The 16164-nt window shown below is 60.0% G+C and carries 15 protein-coding genes and 1 tRNA gene; 3 read left to right on the plus strand and 13 right to left on the minus strand.

Annotation, left to right across the window (positions count from 1 at the left end; translation table 11 throughout):
• Positions 1-607: 607 nt before the first annotated feature.
• Positions 608-697, plus strand: a tRNA-Ser gene (locus FIV03_RS26865).
• A 59-nt stretch (positions 698-756) separates the two neighbouring features.
• Here FIV03_RS26865 and FIV03_RS26870 read toward each other — a convergent pair.
• Positions 757-1365 (minus strand): NAD(P)-binding domain-containing protein, encoded by a 609-nt coding sequence (locus FIV03_RS26870; RefSeq protein ID WP_152511623.1) that lies wholly within the window; start codon positions 1363-1365, stop codon positions 757-759.
• 91 nt (positions 1366-1456) lie between these two features.
• On the minus strand, positions 1457-2209 hold the full coding sequence (locus FIV03_RS26875) for a glucose 1-dehydrogenase (RefSeq protein ID WP_152511624.1): 753 nt from the start codon (positions 2207-2209) through the stop codon (positions 1457-1459).
• Positions 2210-2320: 111 nt separating this feature from the next.
• Here FIV03_RS26875 and FIV03_RS26880 point away from each other — a divergent pair, with 111 nt between their 5' ends.
• Positions 2321-3223 (plus strand): LysR family transcriptional regulator, encoded by a 903-nt coding sequence (locus tag FIV03_RS26880; protein WP_077290572.1) that lies wholly within the window; start codon positions 2321-2323, stop codon positions 3221-3223.
• A gap of 191 nt (positions 3224-3414) precedes the next feature.
• Here the strand turns inward: FIV03_RS26880 and FIV03_RS26885 are convergent, their stop codons facing one another.
• From FIV03_RS26885 to FIV03_RS26905, 5 genes are read right to left on the minus strand one after another with little or no spacing between them, the layout of a single operon-like run.
• Positions 3415-4923, minus strand: a complete 1509-nt coding sequence (locus tag FIV03_RS26885; protein ID WP_152511625.1) for a tripartite tricarboxylate transporter permease — start codon at positions 4921-4923, stop codon at positions 3415-3417.
• A gap of 5 nt (positions 4924-4928) precedes the next feature.
• A complete protein-coding gene (locus FIV03_RS26890) occupies positions 4929-5390 on the minus strand; it encodes a tripartite tricarboxylate transporter TctB family protein (RefSeq protein ID WP_152511626.1) in 462 nt (153 codons plus the stop codon).
• Between the two features lie 59 nt (positions 5391-5449).
• Positions 5450-6403, minus strand: coding sequence for a tripartite tricarboxylate transporter substrate binding protein (locus tag FIV03_RS26895; protein WP_152511627.1), 954 nt, complete (start codon positions 6401-6403; stop codon positions 5450-5452).
• A 26-nt stretch (positions 6404-6429) separates the two neighbouring features.
• On the minus strand, positions 6430-7110 hold the full coding sequence (locus tag FIV03_RS26900) for an RraA family protein (RefSeq protein ID WP_173013960.1): 681 nt from the start codon (positions 7108-7110) through the stop codon (positions 6430-6432).
• Between the two features lie 2 nt (positions 7111-7112).
• A complete protein-coding gene (locus FIV03_RS26905; RefSeq protein ID WP_152511629.1) occupies positions 7113-8123 on the minus strand; it encodes a hydroxyacid dehydrogenase in 1011 nt (336 codons plus the stop codon).
• Between the two features lie 179 nt (positions 8124-8302).
• Between FIV03_RS26905 and FIV03_RS26910 the strand changes: the two genes are divergently transcribed.
• Positions 8303-9202 carry a LysR family transcriptional regulator gene (locus tag FIV03_RS26910; protein ID WP_152511630.1) on the plus strand — a complete coding sequence of 300 codons (900 nt, stop codon included), beginning with the start codon at positions 8303-8305 and terminating at the stop codon, positions 9200-9202.
• Between the two features lie 151 nt (positions 9203-9353).
• Here FIV03_RS26910 and FIV03_RS26915 read toward each other — a convergent pair whose 3' ends face one another.
• From FIV03_RS26915 to FIV03_RS26940, 6 genes are all read right to left on the minus strand, one after another.
• The gene (locus FIV03_RS26915; protein ID WP_152511631.1) at positions 9354-10682 is read right to left on the minus strand and encodes a TRAP transporter large permease; all 1329 of its coding nucleotides are present in this window, start codon (positions 10680-10682) and stop codon (positions 9354-9356) included.
• On the minus strand, positions 10679-11242 hold the full coding sequence (locus FIV03_RS26920) for a TRAP transporter small permease (protein WP_023001699.1): 564 nt from the start codon (positions 11240-11242) through the stop codon (positions 10679-10681). Before FIV03_RS26920 ends, FIV03_RS26915 begins: the two co-directional genes overlap by 4 nt.
• Before the next feature lie 76 nt (positions 11243-11318).
• On the minus strand, positions 11319-12374 hold the full coding sequence (locus FIV03_RS26925) for a C4-dicarboxylate TRAP transporter substrate-binding protein (RefSeq protein ID WP_023001700.1): 1056 nt from the start codon (positions 12372-12374) through the stop codon (positions 11319-11321).
• Between the two features lie 48 nt (positions 12375-12422).
• Positions 12423-14804 carry a xanthine dehydrogenase family protein molybdopterin-binding subunit gene (locus tag FIV03_RS26930; RefSeq protein ID WP_152511632.1) on the minus strand — a complete coding sequence of 794 codons (2382 nt, stop codon included), beginning with the start codon at positions 14802-14804 and terminating at the stop codon, positions 12423-12425.
• Positions 14801-15301, minus strand: a complete 501-nt coding sequence (locus FIV03_RS26935; RefSeq protein ID WP_152511633.1) for a (2Fe-2S)-binding protein — start codon at positions 15299-15301, stop codon at positions 14801-14803. Before FIV03_RS26935 ends, FIV03_RS26930 begins: the two co-directional genes overlap by 4 nt.
• Positions 15298-16131, minus strand: coding sequence for a xanthine dehydrogenase family protein subunit M (locus tag FIV03_RS26940; RefSeq protein WP_152511634.1), 834 nt, complete (start codon positions 16129-16131; stop codon positions 15298-15300). The genes FIV03_RS26935 and FIV03_RS26940 overlap by 4 nt, the downstream gene beginning before the upstream one ends.
• Positions 16132-16164: the final 33 nt, after the last annotated feature.

The following is a 16164-nucleotide window of genomic DNA, read 5'->3' on the forward strand; positions in this document are numbered from 1 at the left end:
TGACACACCGGAACGGGCTGTTAAACCATCGAACCGGCTGCTTTTCAGGTCGAACCGAGGCGCCTGTCTCTCCAGGTCTTGATCCTGGCTGACAAGTCTTTGTGTCGGGTTGAGCGTGAAGCTTTTAAAGCCCGGCAGGCCTTGAACGACAAACATAACTCGAAAAAGCGAACCTTTTCGAGCCCGCGCAATATAGTCGGCCCGTTCTCGTTGTCAAACGGAAATCTGGCCTTTCTGCCGCAAAACCGCTTGTTTTCGTTTCCCTGGCGCCCTCGCATTCGCGGCGGTTTCTCTCGTGGTCACCACGATTCCCGCAAACAGGGAAACGCCAATCAGCGTTGACGGCCGTTATCGGGGCAAGCCGACATCCGGTCAATCCGAATCTCCATGGCGTTCCCTCCTCCCCTTCCCCGAGCTCCCTGCAGACCGCTTTTCGCGTCGTGCGAATACGTCTGCAGGCGGTCAATTCACGCCCAGGAAGCCGACAAACCGGGCAAAAACAGCCCCAATCCACAAACTGAAAAAAGAACTCATTTCCGGGCTTGCAGGGCGCGCAGAGTGTGTCTATGTTCCGCGCCACTTGAGACCCGTTTATCGCAAGTACCGCGGAGAGGTGCCGGAGTGGTTGAACGGGGCGGTCTCGAAAACCGTTGAGCGCGCAAGCGTTCCGGGGGTTCGAATCCCCCTCTCTCCGCCATATATATTCCTGCGCTGCAGCCTTCGGCTGCTTGAACGCATGGCTCCGGGTCAGCTTTATCACCTGCCGCCATCGATGAAGAGTTCCAGGCCGCTCAGCGCGCCGCCGAGTTCCATCAGCCTCCCGCCTGCCGCCAGCGAACCGATGCACACCGGGTGCAGATGGATGTCTGAAACCAGATGCTGTGCGATGGCGACAGCGTCTTCGTCGTCACCGGCAACGAACAGGACTCGCCGCAAACGGTCTTCCTGTAACGGCGCGATCATTGTAGCGACCGGAAGAGTGTTGAACGTTTTCACGACACGGGCGCCGGGGGCCAGGCGGGCGACAATCTCGCTGCCGGTCTCTTCCCCCAGATCATCGATCTCGAACGACGGTGCATAGCTGGTGAAGATATTTGTCGCGTCGATCAAGACGCGGTTGTCCCAGTCGATATCAGGCGTAAGCACGTCGCTGAGTTTCGTCCATGGCATGGCCAGGACAGCGACCGGTTTGTTCATGGCCTCCGCCGCATGGCCGGCGGCTATCCCTTTCCCAAGTCGCGTCACGACATCACGCAGACTTTCCGGCCCACGGCTGTTGGCCAGGACTATGTAGTGACCGGCAGCGGCCAGCCGACTGGCGAGGGCCTGCCCGAGCGACGCTGCGCCCAGAATTCCGATTTCCATCGAAGAGACTCCTTGAGAGCGTATTGAAGTGAGCGCGTGGGCCAGACGGCCAAACCGGTTGTCGGCTCGGACCGTCTGGTCAACCGCGGACTTAAATCTGGTTCATGCCACCATCGACGAACAGTTCGATGCCGTTGACGAAGCTCGATGCCTCTGAAGCAAGAAAGAGCACTGCGTTGCTGATGTCTTCCGGCCGGCCGATCCGGCCAGAGGGAATATTGCCGAGGATATGGTTCTTGACACCTTCGGCCTGCTCACCGCCACCGAAGAGATCGTTGAGGCCGGCGGTCTCGGTCAGCCCGGGGCTGATAACGTTCACCCGGATATTGCGGTCCTTCAGATCGAGGATCCAGCTGCGGGCGAAATTGCGCACTGCCGCCTTGGTTGCCGAATAGACACTGAAGTTCGGTGTCCCCGCGGTGCCCGTGGTCGAAGACGTCAGGATGATCGAGGCTCCGTCCCGCAGCAGCGGCAGCGCCTTTTGCACGGTGAAAAGAACACCTTTCACATTGGTATCGAATGTCTTTTGATAGTGCTCTTCGCTGATCTCGCCGAGCGGGGCAAATTCACCTCCACCGGCATTGGCGAAGAGTACATCAATCTGGCTGTGCTGCTGCTGGACCGCGTCGTACAGCCGGTCGATATCTGCAAGCACGGACATATCCCCCTGCACGCCGGTCGTTCGCCCGCCAATGGACTTGACGGCTTCGTCAAGAGTTGCCTGGCGGCGACCGGTGATAAAGACGGATGCCCCCGCAGATGCGAATGCTTTTGCCGTCGCGAGACCGATGCCACTGGTTCCGCCGGTGACAACCACAACCTTGTTCTCGAAGTTCTGTGTCATTTCATTCTCCTGTCTGACGGCACGATTGCCGTTGACATGAAGATGCAAATGGAACGATCGTTTCTGTAGTGGGCATTTTCAACACTTAGCGTTCCATAGAAAGAACGATCTATGCAGCAAGACCTGAATGACCTGGCTTATTTCGCCGAGGTGGTGGCGCATCGCGGATTTGCGCCGGCAGGCCGGGCGATCGGCGTTCCCAAGTCAAAGCTCAGCCGGCGAATAGCGGCTCTGGAAGAGCGCCTGGGCGTAAGGCTGATCGAAAGATCAAGCCGGCGGTTTCGGGTCACCGACATCGGGGAGCAATTCTATGAGCGGTGCCGCAGCATGCAGTCGGAAGCTGAGCACGCCCATGCCCTGGTTGCGGAATCCCGGGCAGAACCGCACGGGCTGATCCGCTTCGGATGCCCAACCGGCCTCGTTGAGGTTGTTGCCCCGCTGATAAGCGAGTTCCTGTCTCGTCACCCCAAGGTACGGCTGCAGCTCGTAGCAGCCGATCGGGCGCTGGACCTGATCTCGGAACGCATTGATCTCGCCTTGCGTGTGCGTACGGCGTTGACCAGCGATGCCTCGCTGACAATGCGTACGATCGGTACGTCAATCAGAATTCTGGTTGCAAATCCAGGTCTGGCGCAGACCGTTCATGAGGTCGATGACCTGGACAAAGTTCCCTTGCTATCGACGAGTGATAGCGCGGATGAAATCGAATGGAACATCGAAACCGACATGGGCGAAACCCGCGCGTTTCGAAAGCAGGCCAGGATGGGCTGCGCGGATTTTTCGGCAACACGAACGGCCGTGAAGAAGGGTCTCGGTGTAGCGCTTTTGCCCGACCACGTCTGCAGCGCGGAACTGGCTACCGGGGATCTTGTGCGTGTCCTCCCGCAATGGCGAAGTCAGAAAGGGATCGTGCATCTGGTCTTCACGACGCGGCGCGGGCTGCCGCCAGCTGTCCGATCATTCATCGACCATCTTGCCCGCTGTTTTCCAAAGGATGCGCTGAGCTACGAATAACAGTCGAAACCAACCCATGTTGCGACTCCGTCAGTCCTTCGTAAGGTACTGTGGCGGATCCCCGAGAAATCAGAGCAAACGGATCTCATGGAAAGGAATGAAACAGGCAGAAAACCCCGATGCGAGCTGATCGCTCTGCACCGGGGTCCTGATTTTTCAGGCAAGTTTCCCGTCAAATACTCAAGGTCTTGTCAGCTGGTAGCCTCTTCCCTTTTGGCGCCTTGAATCCGCCGCTTGATCATCGGCCCGACGACAACCGCGACCGTCAGGGCTACCAGAACCAGGCTGGTTGTATTCGAGAACAGGACCAGCCAGTCGCCGCGTCCGATCCGCAAGGCAAGACGAAGGTTTTCCTCGGAAAACCCACCCAGGATTAGACCCAGGACAACCGGTGGCAGAGGGAACTTGAGCTTGTCCATTACCCAGCCGATCGCACCGAAGCCGAGCATCAGATAGACATCGAACATCCGTCCGTGGATCGAATAAACCCCGATCAGCATCAAGACGATGATGACCGACCCCAGGAGAGGACGCGGAAGATTCAAAAGGCGCGCAAAACTGTTCGTAGCCAGAGCCCCGCCAAGCAGCACCAGAAGGATCGCGCCGAACAGGAACTGCCACATGAAGCCGAATACCACGTCCGGATTGTCCCGGAACAGCATGGGCCCCGGCTGCAGACCATGCACCAGCAACCCACCCAGCATGACCGCAGCGACAGCAGTTCCCGGGATGCCAAGTGTCAGGGCCGGGATTAGCGCGGAAGCGGTGTCGGCATTGTTTGCTGTTTCCGCGGCCGCAACGCCTTCGGGTTCACCATTGCCCCAGGTATCCGGTGTTTTCGAGGCCCGGCGAGCTTCGTTATAGGACATGAAAGCAGCCATCGAACCGCCGGCTCCCGGAAGAATTCCGATCCAGATCCCGATGATCGATGAACGGATCCATGTCTTCCAGAAGCGGTACATGCGAGGCAGCGCACGCCAGATCGGCTCCGTTCCCAGCTTGGAACTGTTGACGCCGTCCGTTTTCAAAGGCGTTTCGAGCAGATCGATGACCGGAGGCAGCGCGTAGAGACCGACGAGCAGAATGACGATATTGACGCCGTCCAGAAGCTCCAGCTGTCCGAAAGTGTAGCGATCATTTCCATAGATCGGGTCCGAGCCCACCACTGAGACGAAAACACCGAAACAGGCGCTGATCAGCCCTTTCACCGGGTTGCCTCCCAGAAGGAAAATGATGCTGGCAAGGCCGAACACGGCAACCCAGAACACTTCCGAAGGGCCAAACAGGAGCGTGACCTTGGAGAGCGGAGGCGCGAGCAGCATCAGGGCAAAGGCGCTTGCGATGCCGCCGATCGAAGATGAGACGACGGCCACTTGCAGCGCAAATCCGCCCTCGCCCTTTTGCGCCATCGGATAACCGTCGAACGTTGTCGCAACGGCTGCGGGGGTTCCGGGAATCCGCAGAAGAACTGCGGGGATGGCACCGCCATACATTGCACCGTTGTAGATGCCGGCCATCAGACCGAGCGCGACCAGAGGTTCGAGACCGAACGTGAATGGCACAAGCACGGAGATGGCCATCGTGGCGCTCAGGCCGGGCATTGCACCGACAACAATGCCCGCAATCACGCCGATGACGACAGCGGCAAAGTTGGCCAGCCCGAAAACTTCGGGAAGTGCGCTGAGAAGATCGGAGTACATTGAGATCACTCCTGCCAGAGGCGTCCTGCCGGAAAGTCTTGCGACATTCCGTAATCGAAGATCAGCCAGATGGCTCCGGCAACGACCAGGGTTGCCACTGCAAGTCCAAGTGGGTTGCGATAGCCGAAGAGCCAGGCAACGAGCGGAATGGTTATGGCCGTGCTCGGATAAAAGCCGATCAGGTCGGTGGCCAATGCGTAGCCAAGGATCAGCAGAAAGGCACCTGCGACCCGGCCGGGCGACTTGCTCATGGGCTCGGTTTCTTCACCAGCCGACGCCTTGCGTTGATCGGCGATAAGAAGCAGTAGCGAGAGGATGATCAGCCCGACCAGCATCACGGCTGGCAGCAGGGCAGATATCGGCCTCAATGTCGAGGTCGGGTAGAGAAAAGCAAACGCGGCCGCGGCGATGCCAAGAGCGGTCAGTGTCTCGGGCCGGAGAAGGCGGTGTGTACGATGGTCGGACATGGCACTGGCTTTATCTGAGTAAGAGAGGCCGCGCGGGGGCGTGCCCCGCGCAACGCGCATCAGTTCCAGGGAGTCGTATCCCAGACCTGCTTTGCAAGGGTATGCAGATCCTCGGTCAATGCCTTGAAATCGTCCCCGGTTACCACTTCGACCGGATTTGCGGTTTCCTTCATGGCTTTGAGGAACTCCGGATCAGAGGCAAGCTGTTCGAATGCGGCAAGAAGCTTTGCCTGGACATCCTCAGGCAGGCTGGCAGGCGCAACGAACCCCCGCATGGATCCGTTAATCAGGTCCAGCCCCTGCTCCTTGAAGGTTGGCAGGTCTGGCGCAAAGTCAGAGCGCTCCGGCGTCGCAACGCCAAGTACATTCAGTTCTTCCTGAAACTCGGCCACCTCGGAAATGTTCAGGATACCCATCGCCACGTGTCCGCCCATGAGTGCGGTTCGCGCCGGCGCGGAGCCCTTGAACGGAACGATGGTGAACTCGGTTTCGGTCAGGCCCTCAAGCTTGATCAGCGCGAAGTGATCATCGCCTCCGAGGCTGGACATCCCGACGGTGATGGCCCCGGGATTGGCCTTGGCTTCCGCGATCAACTTGTCGAGCGTGTCGAGACCGCTCGCCTTGGAGGTGACGATCACGTTGGGATCGTTCACCACATTGGCGAGATAGGTGAAGCTGTCGGCATCATATTCCGCTTCACGATCAATCGTGCGCGCCATCATGCCCGGAAGGTTGAAGGTGCCGAGCGTGTAGCCGTCCGGAGAAGATCTCGCCGTTTCCGTAATGCCGATCTGCCCACTTGCACCCGGCATGTTCTTGACGACGAGGCTTGCCCCTTCGCCCAAATATTTTTCGATGAAAGGTGCAGCGGTGCGGGCCATAACGTCCGTGCCGCCGCCTGCGGAATATCCGACAATGACCTCGATGGGTTTTTCGGGATAGTCGGCCATGGCAGCCCCAGCGACCATAACCAGCGCACCTGCAATTGCAGAAGCCTTCAGGTAAGTAAGCATTTGTCTCCTCCCTTTGTTGAGACTGTTCAGTAATCCGGAAATTCGCAACCGCGTTCCTTGAGGGCTGCGTCCACCCAGCTGCGATCGTTCTTGCCTTCAGCGATTGCCTTCATCTGCCGTTCTTCGGCATCCTGCTTCGCCAGGGTCTGGCGAAGAATTTTCTCGGCCCCATCCAGGGGAACCGCGAGCACGCCATCGGAATCGCCCAGCACGATGTCACCTGGCTCGATCACCATTCCGTCCAGACTGATCGGAACATTGATTTCACCCGGGCCGTCCTTGTAGGGGCCGCGATGGGTGACCCCCGCGGCGAAGGTCGGCAGGTTGGTCTTGAGAAAGGCATCGACATCGCGGATTGCGCCATTCAAGACAAAGCCCGCAACCCCTCTCTTGACGGCATAGGCAAGCATCAGCTCACCCATGAGGGCATTGGAAAGATCCCCACCGGCATCGACAACGATCACATCACCGGGTTTGGCCAGATCGATCGCCTTGTGCAGCATCAGGTTGTCACCCGGACGGCTCTTGACGGTCAGCGCCACACCGGCCAGGCCGCCGGAGGAATGCATCGGTCGCAGACGCGGACCGGCGGCTGCGAGGCGTCCCATGCAGTCGGAGACATTGGCAACCGGAAGCTTGGCAAATTCAGCAACGAGTTCCAGCGGCGCAGCTTGTTTTCGGCTGCAAATACGAAAGCCAACCGACATGTTCATTCTCCTGCTTTGGCGTACATGGCACCGGCGTCGGCCAGAAGTGCACGATTTGCTATGCGTTCACGGGCGACAGGCTGGCCATCCAGAACCTGGAAGATGCCGCGCACGGCTTCCACTCCCACACGTGCACCGGCTTCGCGCGTGACGCCGCCGATATGCGGAGTGACAACGATGCGGTTTTCACTGAAGAACGGATGGTTCGCCTGGGGTGGTTCCACGGCAAAGGTGTCAAGTCCTGCACCTGCAAGATGACCTGATTGAACTGCAGCGAGCAGCGCGTCTTCGTCAATCAGCCCACCACGTGCCGTGTTGATCACGTAGCTGCCTTCCGGCATGCGCGCGATGGCTTCGGCGTTCAGGATCTGGCGAGTCTGATCGGTCAGCGGACAATGAAGGCTCAGGACATCGGATTGTTCCAGCAGCTCTTCGAGCGAGCTGCAGCGTTTTACGTCCAGTCTTTCGAATACGTCGTTGTCGGCATAGGGATCGAAGCCGATCAGGTTCAGGCCAATGCCCTTGGCAATTCGGCCTGTCGCCTGCGCAATAGACCCCATCCCCAAAAGGCCCAGTCGGCTTCCTGCCAGCTCGCGGCCAAGAAAACCCGCCTTTTCCCAGCGGCCGGCACGAAGCCCTGCGTCAAGCGGCAGGATGCGCTTCACTGTGGCAAGCATGAGTGCAATCGCATGTTCGGCGACTGAAACTGCATTTGCGCCTGTTGCAACAAGTACCGGAATGCCGCGGGATGCGGCTGCCTGGAGATCTATGTTATCGACGCCAACACCATGCTTTGAAATGACGCGGAGATTTGGAGCCTTTTCCAGGACGTCGGCATCCAGTCGGCCCATTCGCGAGACGATCCCTTCCGCCCCGGTCTCGACCAGAAGCGTGGAGATCACATCACTGTCTGCATAGGCCGGGGTATGAACGGTTTCGTATCCATGGTCTTGCACAAGCGCGACAGCACTTGGGTCGAGGTCGGGGCCGGTCACAAGGATTTTCTTGCTCATGCGTACGTCTCTCTGCTCTCCGCAAGCGGAAAGTGATTGTTCTTTGATAGGGGATGAGTGACCGCGTCCGCCTCCCAGCTTGCACGGTTGAATTCCTCCGCCATCTTGGGTAACGGATAGAATGACTTAACAAAAGCGAATTAATCTGGTTCTTATGTTAAGAAAAACTGGATGAAGGTATGGACACCCGTCAACTCAAGACCCTGGTCGCTATTGCAACCCGTGGCACCTTCACCAAGGCGGCGGAGATCGTAAACCTGACGCCATCGGCAGTCAGCCAACAGATCCAGGCGCTGGAAGTCGAACTGAACATTACCCTGTTCGAACGGTCGTTCCGTCCTCCGAAGTTGACCTCGCAGGGGCTTCAAGTCCTTGAAATGGCTCAGGAGATGTTACGTCTCGAAGACGATACCAAGGCTAATCTGCGGGGAGACAAGCTCGCCGGCACCCTCATGCTGGGCTCTGTTCGTTCCAGTGCATTGAATCTGCTGCCGAGAGCCATTGTCCAGATGCGAAACCAGTATCCCGATCTGAAAACCAATCTCAGAGTTTCTCTGTCTTCAACCCTGATTGCCGATGTGGCTTCCGGACGGCTCGATGCTGCCGTGGTCGCGGAGCATGTCGGCATTCCGCCCGCCTTGCGCTGGAGCCCCTTTCTTCGTGAGCCGCTCTGGCTGATCGCACCGGAAGACACAAAATCCACCGACCCTGCCGACCTGCTGGCCACCTGTCCGTTCATTCGATTTCGCAGCGCCGTGCCGCTTGCCAACCTTATCGACACGGAGATCTCTCGCATGGGGATCGCAACCAACGACATTGCCGAGATCGACACGATCGGATCCATCGTCACATGTGTACGGCAAGGCATGGGGGTTTCCGTTGTACCCCATGTCGCCTTGCAGGAACCGGATCACCAGCGGCTGACAAAACTCCCTTTCGGCAATCCGCAGGTGACAAGGCAAATCGGCATCGTTGAGCGGATCGTATCGCCGCGGGCTGAAATCATCGCGCGTATCCACACGGTACTTGCCGAACTTTGCGCCCCGCATGGCGTAAGCAGAATAGAGGACGTGTCTTGACCCTCCTCCGGAGGATCACCAGCCGGTAGGCTGCACCGCCTCATAGATGTGTCTTGTCAAAATGGCTGTCACCAGCGAGGTCGTTCGGTCTCGGGGCCACGAAAGAAGGCGTTGCCTGGACGAACGGAATATCCTCGCGTTGTTTTCTCCATCACAAGAACAAGGTGGCAATGCCGGGCAGAAGAATAACGAGCAGCAAAACCAGAAGCATGACCGCGATGAAAGGCATCGTGCCCGCGAAGATCTGTTCGACGGAAACGTCCGGATCGTTGAGCGTATTGTGCACCGTGAACACCGAGATGCCGAAGGGTGGCGTCAGGAGGCCGATTTCAACAGCGATCACGATGACGATGCCGAACTGGCTGAGGTCTATTCCCATGTGCTGCGCGATGGGCGCTGCGATCGGCACCATGATCAGGAGGATCGACGTACTGTCGAGGATCATGCCCATGACGAGAATGAGCGCCGAGCACAGAACCATGAAGCCCATCGGGCCGAGCCCGGTCTCGTTGACGAGGCTTGCGATGGCGTTGGGAAGGCCGGCAATCGACAACATGCGCGAATAGTAACTGGCAGCGACGAGCAGCAGCAGGATCGATACCGAGATCACGCCGGTCTGCTTCATCACCCGCCACAGGTTATGGCGGTTGAGGGAACGGCGTGAAAGAGCAACCAGCAGCGCACCGAAGGCGCCGACACCGCCAGCCTCCGTTGGTGTGAAATATCCCGAATAAAGTCCGCCGAGCACCAGAACCACGAGCAGGATGATCGGCACCAGCTTGGCGATCATCCTACCAAGCGGCATCGGTTCGATGGCGCTGTCGCGCCGGCGCTCCTTCGCAGCAGCCGGATCGGTGAGAACGAAACCAGGGAACAGGACGGTCACGGCAACGAGCATTGCCACGAAGCCACCGGCAAGCATCAGCCCCGGCACGATGCCGGCGATGAACATGCCACCGATGGAGACTTCTGCCAGAACCCCGTAAATAATGAGGAGCAAGCTCGGCGGGATCAGCATACCGAGTACCGATGAGCCCGCGACCGTGCCCGCAGCAAAGGCCGGGCGATACCCGTGACGCTCCATTTCAGGGACTGCGACACGGGTGAATACCGCCGCTGAGGCGATGGAGACGCCGGTGACCGCAGCGAAGATCGTGTTGGCCGCGACAGTCGCGACCCCGAGACCGCAGATGACCCGGCGCAGCAGTTCCTCTGCAACTTCGAAGGTGTCCCGCCCGACGTTGGAAACGCTCACCAGCAGCCCCATCAGGACGAAGAGGGGAATGGTCGCGAACAGATAATCGGCAATGCCGCTGTAGACGGTCAGCTCCAGCATCCTGAAGGCAAGGTCGATGTTATTGCGGATGATCCAGATCCCGGCAAAGGCCACAAGGAACAGCGCATAGGCTATTTGCATGCCGAGCAGAACCAGAACGATCAACGCGCCGACAAGCAGGAAGCCAATGGTCAACGTCGTCATGAAAAGCTCCGGAACATGCGAATTTCTGTGTGAGCCCGGTAAAACGCGGCCAGAACAGCCACCGCCGAGCCCAGGACCGTTATGCCCCGGAAGGGCCAGGTCGGAATGGTGAAGACGCCCTGGACGCCGAAAAATTCGGACGTCGCCCAGGCACTGGCGAATTTCGGCCAGGAAGCCCAGAGAATGAGACCGAACACGATGACGCCGCAGAGGGAGAACAGGGCCTCGATCAGGCAGACACCTTTCGGCGACACGCTTTCAAGACGCCGGACGAGAAAATCGGCCCGGGTCAGGCGCTTTTGCAGGATGGCAGCGGCAACCTGCAGGAAGACGATGGCAACAACGGTGCGCGCAGCAATTTCCGCAACGCCGGTAATCGGCGCGTTGAAGAAGTTTCGACCAAGGACATCAGCGACGATCAGTATCATGAGCGCGCCGATGGAAAGGGTACCGACCGATGACATGATGGCGGCCGTGCCGCCGAGCATTGCGCCGAAAGGCGCTTCCGAGAAAGCCGGGACATAGGCGTCGTCGGCCTCGGTTCTGGTCTCATCCGTCATCGTTACGTCCAGTTCGCTCTCAATAAACCCGCCCGGACAAGATGCCGGGCGGGAGAGGTGTGAGGCAAGGCCGCTCTCAGAGCCCTTCGTCCCAGGACCTCAGCGGTTCCGCACCACGTGCGCGCAGGGCGTCGAAATAGGCCTTCAGCACGACACGGCCGGCATCGCCGGTCTGTTCCAGCCACGGCTCCACGATATTCGGCAGTCCATTCACCCAGGCGGTTTTTTCTGCTTCCGGCAGTTCGTGGATCGTCAGACCCGCTTCCTGCATTTCCTTGAGTGCTCGCGTGGCAAGATCCTCGACATATTGACCGTGTGCCGCGGAAGTTGCCTTCGCAGCTTCCCGGAAGGCGGCCTGGACTGGTTCCGGCAGACCGTCGAAGAAGTCCTTGTTGGCCGCGATGCCGCCGAAATACATCGAGCCGATGCCCACGCGGGTGAGTTCAGGCGCGACTTCATAGACGCGGGTCGGCAGAATGCCCGACGCGAAGGACAGCGTACCTTCGGTCACGCCGGTCTGGATGTTGGTGTAATAGGTCGTCAGTGCACCGTCGACCGGCGTTGCACCCGTTCCGCGCAACCAGTTGGCCGAGGTTCCCGGGGCGTTGAGCTTGCGGTTTTCAAGATCCTTCATGGAGTTGACCGGGAAGGTGGCATAGATGTCGTAGCTGTCGGTGATGAGCGATGACAGATGAACCATGCCGTTTTCCGCCCAGCTGTCACGCAGCTCCGGCAGGTTTGCCGAAAGATCATCAAAGATCTCGATGATCATCTTGTGGTCTTCCGTGGCAAACGGCGTGAAATAGGTCACGTTCTGGAGCGGCATGTTCGCGCCTTCCCAGACGGTGCCGACCATGCCCACATCGACGATGCCGTCCATGACGGCCTCACGCGTGTCGGTGAATTTGTAGAGCGTGCCGGCGTAGGACTCCACCCAGTCGACCTTGTATTCGCCGGCGGCTTCCAGGATCCGGTTCACTTCCGGCTGGAAGGTGTTCTTCATCGCGTAGACCCAGATATTCTGTTCCGGATGCGAAGAACCGATGTTGACCGTGATCGCCTGTTGCGCGGCGGCAAGGCCGGCAGAACTGGCCAGCATGGCCGTTGCGGTTGCCAATGTTACGAACTTCATGATTTTCCTCCCTGCATTCGGAGCCTTATCCTCCCAGGCTCCTCTGGTTCAGTCACTCAAGGTTCCAAGTGCTCTCACGATCCGTTCAGGCGTGAACGGCATTTCTGTCACTTGCGCGCCCATGGGCCGCAGGGCGTCGTTGATCGCATTCATGACGGCGGCCGGAGACCCGGCAGTGCCCGCCTCGCCCGCGCCCTTGGCCCCGAGCAGGCTCTCCCCCGTCGGCGTTTCAACGTGACCGATGATCATGTCGGGCATTTCAGCCGCCATCGGCACGAGGTAGTCTGCCATCGAGCCGTTCAGGAGCTGGCCTTCCGCGTCGTAGTGGATTTCCTCGAACAGCGCTCCACCGAGCCCCTGAACGATGCCACCCCGGATTTGCTCGTCAACGAGAAGCGGGTTGATCACCCGCCCGCAATCCTCGACGCACCAATGCTTCAGCAGCTTCACGATGCCGGTCTCCGTATCGACCTCGAGGTAGGAGGCCTGGACGCCGTTGGTGAAGGCAAAGGGGTATTCGGACGTGATGAAGTGCCGTGTCTGGACAAGCTCCCGCGGCAGGCCCTTCGGCAATGTGTCGCCGCGGAAGTAGACGATCCGGCCGAGCTCTTCGAGCGGCATGCGGGCTTCGCCTGAAGTGCTGTCGACCACAGCGCCGTCGCGGATGTCGAGCTGCGCCTGATCGGCCTGGAGCATGGAAGCGGCCACTTCAAGGATGGAATCGCGAAGCGCCCGCGCCGCCTGCAGCGCAGCCTCGCCGCCGATACCGGCCCCGCGCGACGCCCAGGTGCCGCCACCGTAGGGCGTCACTTGTGTATCACCGGTAATGACGCGCACACGCGCGGGGGACACGCCAAGACCCTCGGCAACCACCTGGCTCAGCATCGCCTCTGTGCCCTGCCCCTGTTCGGTTACGCCGGACAGCGCAACGATCGATCCGTCCGGATCCATCCGCACCGTGCAACCGTCTTGTGCCGAGATGCGCGCGCCGCCGATACCGTACATGAAGGGCGAGGGATTGGTCAGCTCGATGAAGCTTGCAATACCGATGCCCCTGTAGATGCCCTTCTTGCGGAGCTCTGCCTGTTCTGCTCGCAAGCCGTCGTAATCCATCAGCTCCAGAAGCTTGTCCATGGAGGCGTGATGCGACAGCCCCTCGAAACGCATGTTCGCGGGAGACGTCACCGGATAGGCATCATCCCTGAACATGTTGCGCCGGCGGATCTCGACCGGGTCCATGCCGATTTCGGCGGCCGCCATGTCCACCAGCCCTTCGGTGATCGCGACCGCGATCGGATGGCCGACTGCCCGGTACTGGCAGGTCGGCGTCTTGTTCTGGAAGACGACCGTGGTCCTGGCCCGGTAATTCTGGAAGTCATAGGGGCCACCGCAGAGGTTCACCACCTGGTTGCCTTCGATGGCGGAGGTGCGCGGATAGACCGAATATGGGCCGATCGCCGTCCAGTCATCGACATCCATGGCGAGGATCCGGCCGTCTTCTCCAACTGCAATCTTCGCCTCGATCTGATGATCGCGGGCGTGGATGTCGCTGGAGAAACTTTCCAGCCGGTCGGCGATGAATTTCACCGGCCGTTTCATGATCTTGGCGATTGCCGCCGTCGCCATTTCGTCCGGATAGACATGCACCTTGATGCCGTAGGAGCCGCCGACATCCTCACAGATCACACGGACCCGGCTTTCCGGCAGGTCGAGATGAGTGGCCAGAACTGTCTGGATCATGTGGGGCGCCTGCGTCGCATGCCAGGCGGTCATCTGTTCCTCGGCCGGGTTCCAGTCGACCAGGATCGAGCGCGGCTCCAGCGTCACGCCCGTGTGCCGTCCGGTGACGAAGCGCGCCGAGACGACCTTGTGCGCGGTCCGGAAGGTTTCGTCCACGTCCCCCTGTTCGTGCAGGCGCCGGAAGGCGAGGTTGTCACCCATATCCGGATGCAGCACCGGCGTTTCAGGATCGAGCGCGGTCATCATGTCGGTGACGACGTCCAGTTGTTCGTAGTCAACATCGACAAGAGCCGCGCCATCCTCGGCAGCAGCGCGAGAGGTCGCGACAACGGCTGCCACCGGTTCGCCGACCCAGCAGGCTCGGTCAACGGCGATCGCGTGTTCCGGCGGCGATTTCAGGCCTTTCAGATGGGCGAGCACAGCAACCCATGGCTTGCAGACCTCGGCGATGTCCTCGCCCGTGAAGACCCGGAGCACACCCTTCACCGCTTTTGCATCCTCGGCGTCGATACGGTTGATCTTCGCGTGCGCGAAGGGCGAGCGCACAAAGGCGACATGGACCATGCGCGGCAGCACGATGTCGTCCACATAGACGCCGCGACCCTGGACCAGGCGCCGGGCATTGGGCCGGGGGACCGTCTTGCCGATATAGGAATTGGGCCGGTCCGGATTACCGAATTGAATGGTCATGCGGCCCCCTTCCGTGCGCGGACACGCGCTACCGTTTCAACCGCATCCACGATGGCTTCGTAGCCGGTGCAGCGGCAGTAATTGCCCGACAGATGTTCGCGGATCTGATCACGCGACGGCGTGCCGCCGGCCTCCAGCAGCTCGTTAATGGCAACCAGCATACCGGGCGTGCAGAAGCCGCACTGGAGCGCATTGCGCTCGACAAAGACGTCCTGAAGATCCTTTATCGCGCCCAGGTCCGACAGGCCTTCCACTGTCCAAACCTCGGCACCGTCCGCCTGGGCGGCCAGCATCAGGCAGCCGCGCACGGCTTTGCCGTCGACCTTCAGCGTACAGGCACCGCAGACACCGTGTTCGCAGCTTGCATGGGCGCCGGTAAGGCCAAGCTCGCCGCGCAGGAAATCAACGAGATGCTGACCTGCCGGCACACGCGCCTCGACGGGCTCCCCGTTCACGGTCAGGCTGATGTCGATCTTGTCGCGGAACATCTCCGTCATGCGTTTCCTCCCTCGATCCTGGCGGCGGCGCGGCGTAATAGGACACCGGCAAGGTGGCGGCGGTAAGCGGCACTTGCCTGCGTGTCCGACGGTGGGTCGATTTCCGCCTGCAGAGCCTGAACGGCGCCATCAATGTTGCCCTGGTCGAGAGCGGCCATGGCCCCTTCGGCAAGGACCGGTTTGGGCCCGACGGAAAAAAGCGACAGCCGGTGTCCATCGCCCCGCTTGACGAGGCACACTCCGGCAAGTGCATAGTCGCCGGATCTCCTGGCAACCTCGACGATGACCTGCTTTTCGCCGGGCTCTGCCTTCGGGATCGAGAGGCCTATCAGGATTTCCCCCTCCTCGATGGCCGTTTCGAAAATGTCCTGAAAGAAATCTTCCACCGGTATGTCCCGCGAGCCGTTGAGGCCCTCGACATGAAGCGTGGCGCCAAGGGCCAGAACGCAGGCTGGAAACTCCGCAGCCGGATCGGCATGAGCCAGCGCACCTCCTATGGTGCCGCGGTTGCGGATCGCAGCATGGGCGATGAATTCCACCGCCTGAGAAAGAAGCGGAGCAGACTGCCGGATCAGCGGATTGCGACCAATCTCCGCATGCGAAGTCAGCGCGCCGATCCGCAGACTGTCCTGCGTTTCGGTTACCCCGGAAAGCTCGCTCAGGCGGGAAATGTCGATCAGGACGTCGCCTGCGGAGAGACGCAGGTTCAAGGCCGCAACCAGGCTCTGGCCACCTGCAAGCACGCGGCCGTTGCCGTCGCTTGCGGCCAGCATTTCCAGCGCGTTGCGCAAACTGGATGCCCGGGCATAACCGCCCGCCGATGCCTTCATGGCGTCTCCCTCCCGATTTCATCGCGACGCCCT

It is taken from the genome of Labrenzia sp. THAF187b, from assembly GCF_009363375.1.
In the GTDB taxonomy this organism is placed as follows: Bacteria; Pseudomonadota; Alphaproteobacteria; order Rhizobiales; family Stappiaceae; genus Roseibium; species Roseibium algicola.

Coding starts and splice junctions, on each gene's coding strand:
- FIV03_RS26870 (WP_152511623.1), bottom strand. CDS start 1,365: ATGGAAATCGGAATTCTGGGCGCAGCGTCGCTCGGGCAGGCCCTCGCC.
- FIV03_RS26875 (WP_152511624.1), bottom strand. CDS start 2,209: ATGACACAGAACTTCGAGAACAAGGTTGTGGTTGTCACCGGCGGAACC.
- FIV03_RS26880 (WP_077290572.1), top strand. CDS start 2,321: ATGCAGCAAGACCTGAATGACCTGGCTTATTTCGCCGAGGTGGTGGCG.
- FIV03_RS26885 (WP_152511625.1), bottom strand. CDS start 4,923: ATGTACTCCGATCTTCTCAGCGCACTTCCCGAAGTTTTCGGGCTGGCC.
- FIV03_RS26890 (WP_152511626.1), bottom strand. CDS start 5,390: ATGTCCGACCATCGTACACACCGCCTTCTCCGGCCCGAGACACTGACC.
- FIV03_RS26895 (WP_152511627.1), bottom strand. CDS start 6,403: ATGCTTACTTACCTGAAGGCTTCTGCAATTGCAGGTGCGCTGGTTATG.
- FIV03_RS26900 (WP_173013960.1), bottom strand. CDS start 7,110: ATGTCGGTTGGCTTTCGTATTTGCAGCCGAAAACAAGCTGCGCCGCTG.
- FIV03_RS26905 (WP_152511629.1), bottom strand. CDS start 8,123: ATGAGCAAGAAAATCCTTGTGACCGGCCCCGACCTCGACCCAAGTGCT.
- FIV03_RS26910 (WP_152511630.1), top strand. CDS start 8,303: ATGGACACCCGTCAACTCAAGACCCTGGTCGCTATTGCAACCCGTGGC.
- FIV03_RS26915 (WP_152511631.1), bottom strand. CDS start 10,682: ATGACGACGTTGACCATTGGCTTCCTGCTTGTCGGCGCGTTGATCGTT.
- FIV03_RS26920 (WP_023001699.1), bottom strand. CDS start 11,242: ATGACGGATGAGACCAGAACCGAGGCCGACGACGCCTATGTCCCGGCT.
- FIV03_RS26925 (WP_023001700.1), bottom strand. CDS start 12,374: ATGAAGTTCGTAACATTGGCAACCGCAACGGCCATGCTGGCCAGTTCT.
- FIV03_RS26930 (WP_152511632.1), bottom strand. CDS start 14,804: ATGACCATTCAATTCGGTAATCCGGACCGGCCCAATTCCTATATCGGC.
- FIV03_RS26935 (WP_152511633.1), bottom strand. CDS start 15,301: ATGACGGAGATGTTCCGCGACAAGATCGACATCAGCCTGACCGTGAAC.
- FIV03_RS26940 (WP_152511634.1), bottom strand. CDS start 16,131: ATGAAGGCATCGGCGGGCGGTTATGCCCGGGCATCCAGTTTGCGCAAC.